The organism is Chroococcidiopsis sp. [FACHB-1243] (assembly GCF_014696895.1).
Lineage (GTDB): Bacteria > Cyanobacteriota > Cyanobacteriia > Cyanobacteriales > Chroococcidiopsidaceae > Chroococcidiopsis.
Window position 1 is genome coordinate 1 of record NZ_JACJQX010000016.1, and the last position, 14597, is coordinate 14597.

7 protein-coding genes are annotated in these 14597 nt (G+C 46.7%); all 7 read right to left on the bottom strand.

The genetic code is table 11. The annotated features are described in order from the left end of the window. A partial coding sequence (locus tag H6G17_RS13470; RefSeq protein ID WP_192157893.1) for a helix-turn-helix domain-containing protein occupies positions 1-384 on the bottom strand: 384 nt, incomplete at its 3' end. Positions 385-451: 67 nt separating this feature from the next. Next, positions 452-2551: a M3 family metallopeptidase gene (locus H6G17_RS13475; RefSeq protein WP_192157895.1), complete on the bottom strand. Its 2100-nt coding sequence runs from the start codon at positions 2549-2551 to the stop codon at positions 452-454. Positions 2552-2698: 147 nt separating this feature from the next. Next, positions 2699-3214 carry a chemotaxis protein CheW gene (locus H6G17_RS13480; protein WP_192157897.1) on the bottom strand — a complete coding sequence of 172 codons (516 nt, stop codon included), beginning with the start codon at positions 3212-3214 and terminating at the stop codon, positions 2699-2701. Between the two features lie 146 nt (positions 3215-3360). Further along, on the bottom strand, positions 3361-6846 hold the full coding sequence (locus H6G17_RS13485; RefSeq protein WP_192157899.1) for a hybrid sensor histidine kinase/response regulator: 3486 nt from the start codon (positions 6844-6846) through the stop codon (positions 3361-3363). An 86-nt stretch (positions 6847-6932) separates the two neighbouring features. Then, complete coding sequence (locus H6G17_RS13490) at positions 6933-10439, bottom strand: methyl-accepting chemotaxis protein (RefSeq protein WP_192157901.1); 3507 nt, start codon at positions 10437-10439, stop codon at positions 6933-6935. Positions 10440-10579: 140 nt separating this feature from the next. Further along, positions 10580-13891, bottom strand: coding sequence for a methyl-accepting chemotaxis protein (locus H6G17_RS13495; protein WP_192157903.1), 3312 nt, complete (start codon positions 13889-13891; stop codon positions 10580-10582). Positions 13892-13983: 92 nt separating this feature from the next. Then, positions 13984-14562, bottom strand: coding sequence for a chemotaxis protein CheW (locus H6G17_RS13500; RefSeq protein WP_192157905.1), 579 nt, complete (start codon positions 14560-14562; stop codon positions 13984-13986). Positions 14563-14597 lie beyond the last annotated feature (35 nt).

Below are 14597 nucleotides of genomic sequence, written 5' to 3' on the forward strand. Positions count from 1 at the left end.
TTTTGTTAACAGTCTTAAACTCCAACGTGCTTGTCCTGCTGGGGGTTCACAACAGCACAGTGCGATGATTTGTGCTTCTTTCTCACCATCAATTTTTGCTGGAACTGGTGGACTTTTACGTTGACTACGATTGAGGGCTGGTTGCTCTCCTTGTGTCAAAAATCTTTTTCTGATTCTTCCTACTGTATTGCGATGCAGGTTGAGAGCTAAACTGATTTGTTCATCCGTCCATTTTTTCGTTGCACCCTCACCTTCATCACACATCAGTAATACTTGTGCGTGCAGTATTTTTTTGGCTGGGGCATATCCATTACGACTAATCTCTTCTAGTTTTTGCTTTTGTTGTGTATTTAAAAGCACTTTATCTCTACGACCTTTACCCATCAGCTTACCCCCATTTTCCGCCTGTCTTATTGCACTATTTTAGCCTTGCCACACCACTACAAGAACGCTATGCAGCCAAACCACTATGCCTTAACAAAGGCTCTGTACTCGGCTCTCGACCTCGGAAGGATTTAAACACATCCATTGGATGTTGGCTACCACCCAAAGCCAGCACGGTATCGCGGAAACGTTTTCCAGTCTCAGTCAGTGCCTGGAGATTATCTAATCCGGCTTCTTCAAATGCCCCGAAGGCATCAGCACTGAGGACTTCTGCCCATTTATAGCTGTAGTATCCCGCAGCGTATCCACCAGCAAAAATATGTCCAAAAGAACACAAAAAGGCATCTTCTGGTAATGGTGGTAATACGGTTGTCGTCTTGGCGATGCGCTGGCGTACGTCACTGGCTGTCTCCGTACCACCAAGCTGATAGCGATGGTGCAGTTCGATATCCACTAAACCGAAGTGTAACTGTCGTAGCATTGCACTACCACTCATATAATTGCGGGCAGCAATGAGTTTTTGGTAGTAATGCTCTGGCAAAGTCTCGCCAGTTTCGTAATGCTTCGCCATTTCCATCAAGGTTTCTCGATGGTAGCACCAGTTTTCCATGAACTGGCTAGGTAGCTCAACTGCATCCCATTCAACGTTATTAATTCCAGCTGCCCCTGCATCGTCTACTTTAGTCAACATGTGTTGCAAACCGTGACCAAACTCATGGAATAAAGTCTCCACTTCGTTGAAAGTCATTAAGCTAGGCTTGCCATCGACTGGAGGGGTTTGGTTACATACCAAATAAGCTACAGGTTTACGGGTGGCAACTGTACCCTCGTGAGTTGTCATTTTTGCCCGACCAATACAATCATCCATCCACGCACCGCCTCGCTTTTCCGCTGGACGGCTGTAGGGGTCTAGATAAAAATAGGCGATTGCTTCTCCTGTTTCGTCAGCAATCTGAAAATATCTCACATCTTCATGCCACACTGGTGCTTGACCGTCCGCAGGCGTGACAGTTACCCCAAATAACTTGTTAACTAGGGTAAATAGCCCGTCCAAGACTTGGGGTAAGGGGAAGTAAGGGCGCAGTTCCTCTGCACTAAAAGCAAATTTTTCTTCTCGTTGGCGTTCTGCCCAAAATGCAATATCCCAATGCTGCAAGTTGCTGCCTTCTGGCGCTCCTTTAGACGCGGCAAAAGTTCTCAAGTCTTCTAAATCTTGCTTTGCAGCATCGTAACTAGCGCGTCGCAATTCCTCTGATAAAGTCTCTACTGCATCTACGCTGGGAGCCATTTTACTAGCTAGACTTAATTCTGCGTAGCTATTAAACCCAAGCAAATTGGCTTTTTCGCGTCGTAGTTGTAAAATCTTTTCAATCAAAGGAGTATTATCTAAATCCCCAGAGGAAGCGCGACTAATAAATGCTCTATATAGTTTTTCTCGCAAATCCCGACGTTTGCCATGCTGCATGAAAGGCAAGTAACTAGGAAAATCCAGCGTCACGCGCCAAGGACCAATTTCCGGTGTTGCCTTTTCTTCCCCTGCGGCACGGGCGGCTTGAGCTGCTAGACTTAACCAACTAGGAGGTAAGCCTTCTACTTCATCTGGTGATGTCAATGTCAGACTGAAAGCTTTGGTTGCGTCTAAAACGTTGTTAGAAAACTTGGTGGTAAGTTCAGCTAACTCTAATTGAATCGCATTAAAGCGATCGCGTTGCTCTCCTGCTAGACCTACGCCCGACAGCTCGGCATCTCGAATTGCTGCTTCCACAATCCGTTTTTGAGCATCTACTAAGGTATTCCAAGTTTCGCTAGCTCGTAATGCTTTAAAAGCTGCGTAAAGCGGCTGACTTTGACTAAATTTGTTATAAAACTCTACAACTTGCGGCTGTACGGTTTCGTAAGCTGTCCGCAGTTCGGGACTATTCTTTACACCCATCAAATGCCCGACAATACCCCAACTCCAGCGCAGGCGCTCTGACAAGCGATCTATAGGTTCTACCAACCCACTCCAGGTTGGCGTGACGTTTGCTTCTAAATTCGCTAGTTCTGATTCTAGTTCCGCCAGCAGTTGTGTCATGGCTGGAACCACATGCTCTGGCTGAATATCTGCAAATGGTGGCAATCCCTGACCTTTTAATAAAGGATTGTCAACTGTAGCGATCGCACTCATAAGCGGTTCTACTTTGTATTAGTGTTACCTCCATTATCGTTAACACCTACAACTACCGCCGAGTGTTGAATGCCGTAAGCTGACATTGCTCGTTGGCTATGAGTCACTAGTGAAAACACCACAAATGACGAATGACAAATGACTCACCTAAACAATTTCTACATTCCTGACTAATAGCAGTTGATCCACGTCTAACATGAAGATTGTCAGTGGTGGTTCTGTTGCTGGAATTACGGCTACGTGAGTTGCAAAGCCGAATATATCGGCATTGCGATAAGATTCAGGTAAAACGCGCACGCAAGACAAGGGTATGTCCATCAAAGTAGGAACTTGAGCAACGGGAATGGCGTAAAGTTCTCTTTGTCTGTCTTGGACGAGCATCAAATATCCCCGCTTTGCAGGATCGAGATTGCCGCTAGACTGAAATAATCGCCGCTGGAGATCGACCACCGTGACCTCGCGATCGCTCAAATGAATCAGTCCGACTCCTTTTTGCCCGCTACCATAAACTACTGTCTGTGGCAGTACTTTGACAATGCTATTAATATGCAAAGCTAAGTTAAATTCGCCCATTTGAAACATTACGATTTTTATGGACGTAGCTGTCTCTTGAGCAATCTGTCCCGTACCTTGAATTTTCGATCTAACTAGAGCGCTTGCCATATCAGTTATCAGTTATCAGTTATCAGGGAGTAGGGAGTAGGGAAGCGGGCGGAGGACGCGAGGTGTCCTCGCGCCTTTTAGCCGCGGAGTAGGGAGCAGAGAAGAACTTAGCTCCCAATCGCGCACAAATGACCAATGACCAATGACTAAGGAGCAACACCTTCTGCCAGGAGTCCTTTAACGGCTGCTAGGAATTCTTGCTCGATGTAAGGTTTGGTGAAGTAGTGTTTAGCACCTAAATGTTTAGCTAGCTGTTGGTGTTTTTCACTACTGCGGGAAGTGAGCATCACCACAGGAATTTTTGATAGTTGTGGGTCTTGCCTACGATGGCTGAGGAACTCGAAGCCATTCATGTTTGGCATTTCTACGTCGGAAATTACAAGTTGGATAATGTGTAGATTTTGTTGTAGTTGGTTGATTGCCTCTCGACCGTCTCTAGCTTGTAAAACGCGATAGTCAGCTTTTTGCAGAGTCAGCGCCAAAGTCTGCCTTACGGTAATTGAGTCATCTACCACCAGCACAGTTGGAGTCACAGTTTTAACTGGAGGAGCTGATGGAGTAGAACTGCTATCATCTGGCAGTTCCGCAACAGGCAAGCTGGGTAGAGCGCCAACATCACCGACGCGCCGTCCGTCGCCAAAGAAGGATTGCAACAGTCCAGATACGTCAACGACTGGGATCAAACAACCATTACCCAAAATCGTACAGCCATAAATATATATTGGTGGCGCGATCGCGGGACTGAAAGGTTTAATGACGAGTTCTTGCTCGGTTACCAAGCGATCGACTTCAATAGCAATCAGCTGGTCGTCTTGTTCTAACAACAGAATCGGTGCTGCCCAGTCATCAGGGGTAGGCACAGTTGCCAAACTTTGATTTTGTTGAGTTTCCGGTAACGGGCAAGAATATTGAAGAAGTTGGGATAGGTGATAGGCAGGGACAATATGACCTTGCCAATGCAAGAATCTCTTGCCGCTACTGACTCTCACCTGATCGGGTTGGGGAATTAAAATTTCAGCAACACTGTCAGAAGGTAACGCCAGAGCAGTGGAACCAACAAAGCAAACGAGTAGTTTGGCGATCGATAATGTCAGTGGAATGCGTAAGGTAAAAGCAGTGCCGCGCCCTGGTTCAGAGTTAAGCGTCACGCTACCTTTAAGCGATCGCAATTGGTCGCGCACCACATCCAGTCCTACACCCCGACCGGACAGCTGGCTGACTTGACTTGCTGTAGAAAATCCTGGTTCAAATAGCAATTCTAACAACCGCGATGGCTCGGCAACGGCTGCTTGTTCTGGAGTTAATAACCCCATGTCTATTCCTTTTGCTCGAATCCGGTCTAGGTTAACACCCCGCCCATCGTCTCGCACTTCAATCATCGTCTGGCTACCTTGGTGATAGGCACGAATTTCAATCGTCCCTTGCTCTGGTTTGCCCCATTGTTGTCGATCTTCTGGCATTTCAATCCCGTGATCGAAAGCGTTGCGAACCAGGTGTACTAACGGATCGTTGAGTTTTTCTAGCACGGCTCGGTCTACTAAAACCCCCGTTCCGTTTAACTTGAGTTCTACTGGTTTGTTGTACGAATTAGACAAGTCGCGCAACATGCGTGGGAAACGGTTGAGAACTTCACTCAAAGGCAACATCCTCGCCCACATCAAGTCATCCCGCAAATGACTCAGCATTTGGCGTTGTCTTTCTAGCGTTTGACTAGATTGTCCTGCCAGTAACACCACGTCACCCACAGTTTCTTCCAATTGCATGATTTCTTCTAGAGTGGTTTGTACCAGGGAGTGTAACTCGCCATAGTTATCCATCTCCAAAGAATCAAAGCTTGTTTGTCCGAATGAGGCAAGTCCTGTAGGTGCGATCGCAGTGACACGATCGGAATTAGATTTTCCTACAGTACTACTGGTTAACGCTCTGTAGCTCTGAGGAGCAACTAACATCTGGTCGGCAAAATCTCGCAAGTTATGAGCGATTTGTCTGAATTTAGCAAAACGGCGCAGTAAAGCAACGATAATTGCTTGCATTTGATCGTTTTGTAGTGCCAGACTGTTGCGGTTAATTGCCAATTCACCAACTAAGTTATTCATCCGTTCCAGTCGCTCTAGGTCAACGCGCACTGAAAGCTGAGATAGTTGAGGATTAGCAGCCTTATTACCAGCTTTGCTTGTTTCTGGTGCTTGGCGTGCTGCCCCAGAAATTTTAAGCGGAGCTGGATTGCTAGGAGCGATCGCGGTAGTCTTTTCTGCAACTGTCGGTACCTTGGGTGTGGTTGGTACGATAGAAGCCGATCGCCCAGTCGGTAGGGCAAGATCTTCTAGTGGTGGTAGATTGCCAAATATCTGCTCGACTGATTGAATTGCGTCTGACGGATTTTCCTGAGCGCTGCGATCGGTGGCTTTTTGCTCAGAAGCAGCAACGACAGCAGGCGCAGCTGGCTCTTCTGCTAATTTTAAGTCACCAAAAATATCATCTAGCGATGGAATAGAGGCGCTATCTGCTTGAGATGCGGCGCTTGGCGAGGCATCTGCGATCGCGCTGTCTTGACCGATACTACCGAAAATATCGTCCAGATTGGGAAGCGCTGTAATTTCGGGCGTAGTTGCAGCAGGGGCAGCAATCGGTGTTGCGGGGACATCAGTTTCTACTAATGTACCAAATACATTCTCTAAAGATGTTTGTGCAGTTGGAACTGCTGTCAAATCCCCGATTGCATCTAATGCGCCAAATATATCTTCAACTGTTGAGTCGGGAATTGCTGGCAATGGCATAGATGCTAAGTCTACCTCCGCCAAAGCGCCAAAAACATCGTCTACAGGCATGTTGAAAACGGCTGGGGCGGCTGCCTCTACTAGTGCTGCTAAAGCTGGAGAGAGATTGCCACCAGATGTGCGATCGCCTGCCATCACTGCTTGTCTACCTGCCTCAAAGTCAGTTAGAGCAAGTTGAGCGATCTGTAAAGCTTGCTCTGGATGAGCGTCGATTGCGGCGATTGCGGTAGAGGCGATCGCGCCGAATCCTGGCAGGTTTAACAACTCGGCAATACCTGCAAATACTTCTGCTTGCGCTCGTAATTCTCCTGCAATTTCTTTACCTGTAGGATCGGTTATGACAGCCGAGAGTCGCTCAATTCCCTGAGCAACATCCACCTCAAAAATCGAGAGTGCAATATCTACCCCTAGATCGACAGAGCTAGGTAACTCCGCCGCTCCTTTCAAGAAATTTCCTATACTAGATTCGATCCGAGCAAACACTGGCTCTGCTGTTGCCATTGCCTGCTCGTTGTTGCACTGGCCGTCTTCAATCTGCTCGATTAATGGTAGACGCAGACAGTCATAAGCTTCTAGTAACAAGCCTTCTACTTCGGCATTAATATCTAACTCTGGGTTGTGCAACCCTTTAAAGATATCTTCTAGACTATGAGCTAGGGTTTTAATTGTGTCTAGACCAACACTCGCCGCCCCTCCCTTAATTGAGTGAGCAGCCCGCATCATGTTATGAATTTTGGCGGTGCTGCGTTCCGTTCTGAGCGTCAGCAATTCCTCTTCAATGAGCTGCAATAGCTCTGGAGCTTCTTGAATGAAGAATTGATAAGCCTGGTCGCGAATATCAGAGTCGATCGCCATACTGAATAGGGAGTAGGGAGTAGGGGAAGATAAGTGGCTAGTGGCTGGTGACTAGTGACTAGCCACTAGCCACTAGCCACCGATCGCTAACTCACTTTGAACTGACTGACACTGGCTTGCAGTTCTTGTGCTAGTGCTGAAAGTTCTCTAAAGGAGCTGGAAACTACGGTTGCTTCGTGGGAGGTGCGGTCGGAGATCGCCACTACATCTGTCATGGTGGCAGTCACTACTTCAGATGTTTGGGACTGCAACACCGCAGCAGAAGCGATCGCCGCTACGAGTTCGCCGATCTGTTGGCTCGCTGTGGCAATTTGGTTCAAGCTTTGACGAGTTTCATCGACTAACTTTGTTCCAGAAACAACTTGTTCTGTACCAGCTTCCATTGCTGCTACCACTTCGTTTGTCTCTGCTTGAATGTTGGCAATCAAACTTTCAATTTCTGCGGTTGCTTCTGCTGATTGCCGCGCCAAGACGCGCACTTCATCAGCTAGTACGGCAAATCCTCGTCCTTCTTCTCCAGCACGGGCAGCTTCAATAGAAGCTTTTAATGCTAATAAGTTAGTTTGAGCGGCAAATCTACCAATCAAGTTCACGACTTTAGAAATCTTTTGAGAGGATTCACCCAACTGCTTCACTTTTTTCGAGGTTGTCGTCACTGTGTCCCGAATTGCCATCATTCCTTCAACTGTTCGGTTCATCGTCGTACCTCCTACTGCTACCGTTTCAGTTGCTTGTTGCACGACTGCTTCTGCTTGGGAAGCACTTGCTGCTACAGCACGAATTGAGTCGGACATCTGTTGAATTCGCTCTAGTGCGGCAGTAATGATCTCGGTTTGCCGCAGCGCTTCTTGAGACAGTTCGCCCACAGATCGTTCGCTGCTAGTTGTTGTGCTAGCTACTTGTCGAGCGGCAGTTTGTACTTGCGTCACGATTTTTCGCAAGCTGTTAATTGTGGCATTGTAGGAATCGGCGATCGTGCCGATTTCATCTTCGGTGACGTTAGCGCGTACTGTTAAGTCGCCGCGACTAACTGGATCGACTTGCATCAACAGTTCTAAAGCACGTTGCTGCATGAACTCTCTAGCGTTCTTTTGCTGCTCTAACAGAGATGCGCGATCGAGAGCGTAGCCAATTTGCGTTGCTAACTGCCGGAAAAAGTCCATCTCTTGCTGCTGCCAAACACGCGCACCGGAACATTGGTGAGCAATCAATAAACCAAATAACCGATCGCCTTGCACAATTGGCGCGACTAAATTTGCTTTGACGCTAAATTGTTCGAGTTGTTTGCGATAACAAACAGTCACTCTCGGCTCCTTGTATATATCGCTAATACTCGTTACTTGTCCTTTTTTGTAGCGTTCTACCTGACCTTTCTTCAAGCAGGGATCTTCAATCTCAGCTCCCATTGCTACTGGAAAACCATTAGCTACAGATTCAGCTATAATTGTCCCCTTCCAGTTAGTCGGGTCTAAACCGTAAACCACCACTCGGTCTGTGGCGATCGCTTGCCGGATATTATCAGTAGCAACATTCAGTACATCTTGTAGGTTGCTGATTTGAGCAATTTTGAGCGTGATATCTTTTAGTAGCTCGCCGCGCTTAGCTTCATCTTGTTGTTCTTGTAATAGATCGATCCGGTGCAAGGATGACCCTAATTGTAATCCTAAGCGCTCTAGAAAATTAATTTCTGCTTGCTCCCAAAGATGCGCTTTTGAGCAATATTGAGCAAATACTAAACCAAAAAGCTCGTCGTTTTTAATAATTGGTGCAACTAAATTTGCTTTAATTTTCAATCTTTCAAGTAATTGAATGTGGCAATCAGTTAAGCCTGCTCGATAAATATCGTCGATCGCCCTCACCCGACCTTTCTTGTATTCTTCAGCTTTTTTTGCCTGCATACAAGTATCGGCAATCGTCGTGTTAAGGCAGGACGGTAAACCAGGAATTGCTGCCTCGGCAACAACTATTCCACTCCAATCAGGGTGGAAGCGATAGACTACTACTCGTTCTACTTGTAATGCATCGCGGGTAGCTCTGACTGTATGAGCTAACACGTCTTCAACTGTTTGAAAATCTCGTGTTTTCGCTGCCAAATCGCCAAAAAATTGAGCGTACTTTGCTTCTTGGCGACGAGCTTCCAGATTGGCTTCAATATTGGCTGCCATCTGATTCAATTCTTGGGAGAGAATGCCAATTTCATCGTGGCGATCGCTGACTTCTTCCAGTCTCGTGCCAGTCTCTCCAATCCCAATCTGTTGTGCGAAACTTGCTAAACGTTTGAGCGGTCGAGAAAAAGAGCCTGCTACTGGAATTGCAACTAAACCAATTAATAGTAACATTCCCCCAGAAACGCCATAGGCGAAGAGTTGTTGTTCGCGAATGTGAGCTTCTATTTCATCTAAAGGTGTACCGACAAAAGCCATTCCAACAGGCTTAGCTTTGTCTGGATTCAAAATTTTTTCATGGTCGTACAGAGGACTGTATGCTGTAAGATACGTTTGCCCCAAGATATTTGTCTGACCGTTAAATTCCTGCCCCCGATCTAAGACTTGCTGTGCTACTTCTCTAGCAGCTCGCGTACCAATTGCTCTAGATTTACCGTCTGTATATGGGACAGTCGTTGTCACCCGCCAATCTCGAGCAAAGATTGTTGATAAGGAAACTTTTTCAAAGTCTTTAAAACTATCTACCTGCCCTGGTGCTTGGTTGATTACAGAACCGACGATGACAGCACCTACAACTTTTTTACCTGCTAGAATTGGCTGTACTGTCATCCCTACTAATCCGATTTTCCCCGCATCAACGTTGTAAGTCCCATTGGGAGAGGGTTGTTTGTCTGGTGGTAAACCTGCTGTCGGTTGAGAACGAATACCAATATTCACTTGCTTATCTTGCCCTAAGCGTTTGAGAACATTACTATTAATGAGTTCTAGACCACTTAAAACTTTTCCTGTTTGCAAAGCGTGTTGGACGATCGGCACATCCCCTAAATTGATACCAGTTGGCAGAGAAACTTGGCGGTAGGGAGGATTGAGTTCTACTTTATCTACAGGTAAATTTAAATATTCTTCTGATAAGGTACGAATACTTTGAGCAATTGTTTTTCCGTCAGCACCTACAATGACACGGAGGTTTTTTTCTACAGAACCACTACCATCTGTGACGCTAAATTTGCCCAGAAAAGTATTGAGAAACTGGCGTTGAGCTGCTACCTGCTGCCGATCGCGCAGGTCAACCTTCATTGCTTGCACGACTTCGGCGATCGTATTCGCTTCTGTAGCTGATTCCGTAACAACCCACGTAGCATAGTTAGATAAGAAACTAGCTTGAGCTTTTTGTAAAAATGTTTGAGCGTTTTGGATTTCTCTCTGTCGCGTCACAGCAGCATTTTTCTGCGTCACCACGACTATAGGCAGTGCCGCACTCAACATTAGCAATAGAGTTAGCTTGGTGCGAAAGCTAAAATTATTCCACGGTTGACCGCGACGCTGTTTGCCAACAGCAGATTTATGTGGCGATCGCGGTGGTTGCGAGGATGTTTTGACCTCAGAGTTTGAGACTTGGGGAGTTTGTTTGAGGCGAGAATTTAGCATAGCAGATACGTTTTCGAGGGAGTAGGGAGTAGGGAGCAGGGAGTAGGGGAAAGAGAGCTGAGGGAGCTGAGGGGGCTGAGGGAGCTGAGGGAGCAATTCCAGCCACCAGCCACCAGCTACTAGCCACTCACCACTCACCACTAACTAACTTTGAACTGACTGGCGCTAGTTTGTAGTTCTTGCGCCAGCGTTGAGAGTTCCTTAAATGCCGCAGATACTACAGTTGCTTCGTTGGAAGTGCGGTCGGCGATCGCGGCTACATCTGTCATTGTTGCCGTCACGACTTGCGATGTCTGAGATTGCAACGCCGCAGCAGAAGCGATCGCCGCTACGAGTTCGCTAATCTGTTGGCTTACTTCCGTAATCTTGAGCAGATTTTGCCGCGTTTCATGCACGAGTACAGTACCCGTCACCACTTGTTCCGTACCAGCTTCCATTGCTGCTACCACTTCATTTGTTTCTGTCTGAATATCCTTCACCAAGCTTTCAATTTCTGCTGTTGCTTCTGCCGATTGCCGTGCTAGGGTTCGTACTTCGTCAGCTACCACCGCAAATCCTCGTCCTTGCTCTCCCGCGTGAGCTGCCTCAATGGAAGCATTAAGTGCTAGTAGGTTAGTTTGATCGGCAAATGTACCGATCAGATTCACAACTTTCGAGATCTTTTGCGACGACTCACCCAATCGCTTCACTTTTTTCGAGGTTTCTGCCACCGTTTGTCGAATTGCCATCATCCCGTCCACAGTCCGGTTCATGGCTGTATCGCCTTCTGCTACTGTTTGAGTTGCTTGCTGCACTGCTGCTTCTGCTTGAGAGGCACTATTGGCTACAGCCAGAATTGAATCTGACATTTGCTGAATCCGCTCCAAAGCCGCAGTTACTGCTCCAGTTTGCCGCAGTGCTTCTTGAGAGAGTTCGCCGACAGATCGCTCGTTACTCGTCGTTGTATGAGCTACTTGTTTGGCAGTGGTTTGTACTTGGGTCACGATTTTCCGCAAGCTGTTAATTGTAGCGTTGTAGGAGTCGGCGATCGTCCCGATTTCGTCTTCGGTGACGTTGGCGCGTATCGTCAAGTCGCCTCGGCTGACGGGATCGACTTCCATCAGCAGTTCTAAAGCGCGGCGCTGTAAGAATTCTCTAGCATTCTGTTGCTGTTCCAACAGAGAGGCGCGATCGAGGGCGAGTCCTACTTGGGTAGCGACCTGGGAGAACATGGCAATTTCTTCTTGCTGCCATTTGCGGGGAGCATCGCACTGGTGAGCGATCAGTAAACCCAAAAGTTCGCCACTACGAATCACGGGAGCAACTAAGTTTGCCTTGACTGAAAACTGTTGTAACTGAGCAATATGACAATCAGTTAATCCCGCGTCATATATATTTTCTGTTGCTTGTACCCGCCCTTGACGATAGCGTTCTACATAGCCTTTGGCAAAACAAGGGTCGTCAATATCTGCTCCTAAAGCTTTGGGGAAACCCTCACCAACAGATTCGACAATTACTCTACCTTTCCATTGCTCGTTGAAACTATAAATGATGACGCGATCGCTATTCAGCGCTTGGCGCAGTTCTTGCACCGCAGTGTCCATAATTTCCCGCACGCCAAGTCCTTGAGTTAACTTAATGGTGATATCTTTCACCATCGATGCTCGCTCCACCGCAGCTTGTTTCTGTTCTAGGAATGACAAGCGGTTTAAGATAATTCCTAGCTGAGACGCTAGCTGTTTGAGGAAGTTAATTTCTTCTTGCTGCCAAATGTGGGTTTGTTCGCAGTGATGGGCAATTAATAAGCCAAATAACTGGTCGTTTTTCAAGATTGGCGTAACTAAATTGGCTTTAATTTGCAAACGTTCCATGAGTCGCAGGTGTTCTGGATGAAAGCCAACTGCCATGACGTTACTAGTAGGAACAACGCGACCGCGCCTGTATTCTTCCAGTAGTTGTTCGCTAATACAAGCATCGTCAACATTGTTATCGAGAGCGCGCGGCAAGCCAGGTAACACTGATTCAGCCGCAATATAACCACTCCCATTGGGATTAAAGCGATAGACGACGATTCGATCCGCTTGTAAAAGTTCTCTGGCTCCTTGCACTGCTTGGCTGAAGACAGTTTCTAAATCTTCCGAACCACCATCGCGGGCAGAGGCAATTTCGGAGAGAAAGTTAGCTTGTTGAGTTTGGGTAGTTTGATTTTGGAGAAGTTGTTGTAACTGACTTGCCATCTGGTTGATGTTAGTTCCCAGTGTTGCTAGTTCGTCTTCTCCCTCTACAGCAACGCGGGTGTCTAACTCTCCCTGACCCAATTTTTCTACTGCATCTGCCGCAGCTAGAAGCGGACGGGTGGCGCGGTTAACTAAATAAGCAGCGATCGCGCTGACTAAAAATGCCGCGATCGCCGTACCAACACCAAATAATAACAGTCCTCGTTGGGCAGCAAACGCTTGAGCTGACTCTTTAGCGATCGCAGTACTCCAACCTAAATCTGGTACCCCCTCTACTTTTGGAAAAGGAGCATACGTCAAGATGTGTTCTTCTTTATGAGTTGTATGAATATCAGTGGTTGCTCCACTCGCGAGCGTTGCTTGCATTTGCTGCAATTTAGGAAAGATTGATGTAACCTCTTTTCCTAAGTCAGCAGCATCTTGAGAACCCAAAACTTTTCCGTTAGCATCAATCACTAGAAATTTTTGTTCGCTCGCACCATATTTTTCTAGCAACTTGCTTACTGCTTCGGCTGGAATTTGAGCGCGGACGACACCAATGATTTGGTTAGTTAGAGAATCTCTGACTGGTGCGGCGATCCGAAGACTTAATTTTCCTGTTGATTTAGTGACTGCTGGTTGACTAATGAAAGGGCGACCAGTTTTCAGCGCTTGCTGAAAATATTCGGCATCCTTGTGATTGGCAATTGGTTTCCCTTTAGATTGCACGACGGTATCGCCGTTGAGATCGAACATAGCAATGCTGCTATATACCCCATAGGCATTGATATATCGATCTAGTAAGCTCTGCTTTTCTTGCGGCGTTGTGATTGCTACTACTTTAGGATTTGCTAGTATTGGCAAATTTGCTAGCACTTGAATATCGCCATACCGCTCAACCATGAAATTTGATAGCTCTTTACTCAGAGCTTCATTTCGCAATAGTTGGCTTTCCGTAACATCTTTATGTAATTGTTGATTGGTCAAAAAATAATTAGTTGCCCCAATTACCACTACAGGAATCGTACTCAGGGCAACCGCTACTGCTGTGGCTTTGAACCTCAAACTGCGTCCTTTTTTACCAGATTGGCTTGGTTGTTGGTTCGGCTCTAGTTCGCTAGGATCTTGTTTAAAGTTTTGCCGATCTTCAGTTTCCGATATTGGCTGTTCGCTAAATGACGTATCGTCATAAAAAGGCTCGTTGTAGTTACCCTTATGAATATTTTTAGCTGAGTTTGGTTGGGAAGGAGAATTCATAGTTTAAGTCGTTAACTTAGAAATCAGTAGTGAGATGGAAACTTTCACTTGCAAGTTTAGTCATGGGGCAAGATGAAATTAGCTCAAGCATTTCAACTAGTTTCTGTCTTTGGTTGAGGCATTCCAGCGATGATGGAGTCGCCATCTAACACCACCAAGATTTCGCCATTCGGTTTGGGAAAATAACCACGCAAATACGGCACTAACTCAGGGGTGACAGCAGATGCGGGAGGGGATTGAATGTTATCGGGGTTGCACCATTCCATGTCTTCCACCTGATTCACTAATAATCCCAGCACTTTTTTACCTGTTTTGCGATCGCTTTGTCTTTCAGCAACCTGCTGAGTGCTGTGAATTACCACTGCTGTGTAACTAGAGCGACTAGTTCCTTGTTGGTATAGGGGAGCCTGTCCGATCTTGTGACCGAGATCGACAATCCACAGAATCTCGCCTCGCCAGTTATAAACGCCCATGACCCAAGCGGGTAAATGGGGAATAGGGACGATTTGAGCAGTGGGTACGGTCAGTACTTCTGCGATTTGAGCTAGTGGCAATATGGCAGTCGTATCTGGTGGCAAATGCAATCGCAAAAACTGCTGTTTTGAGCCAGCAGCTTCTTCTGCATTTGGATTTCCTGCTACTATACCCCTGGTTGTAAATTCCGATATCATGACCGCTCTCCTAACAGTTCTTGGCTAGCAACTTT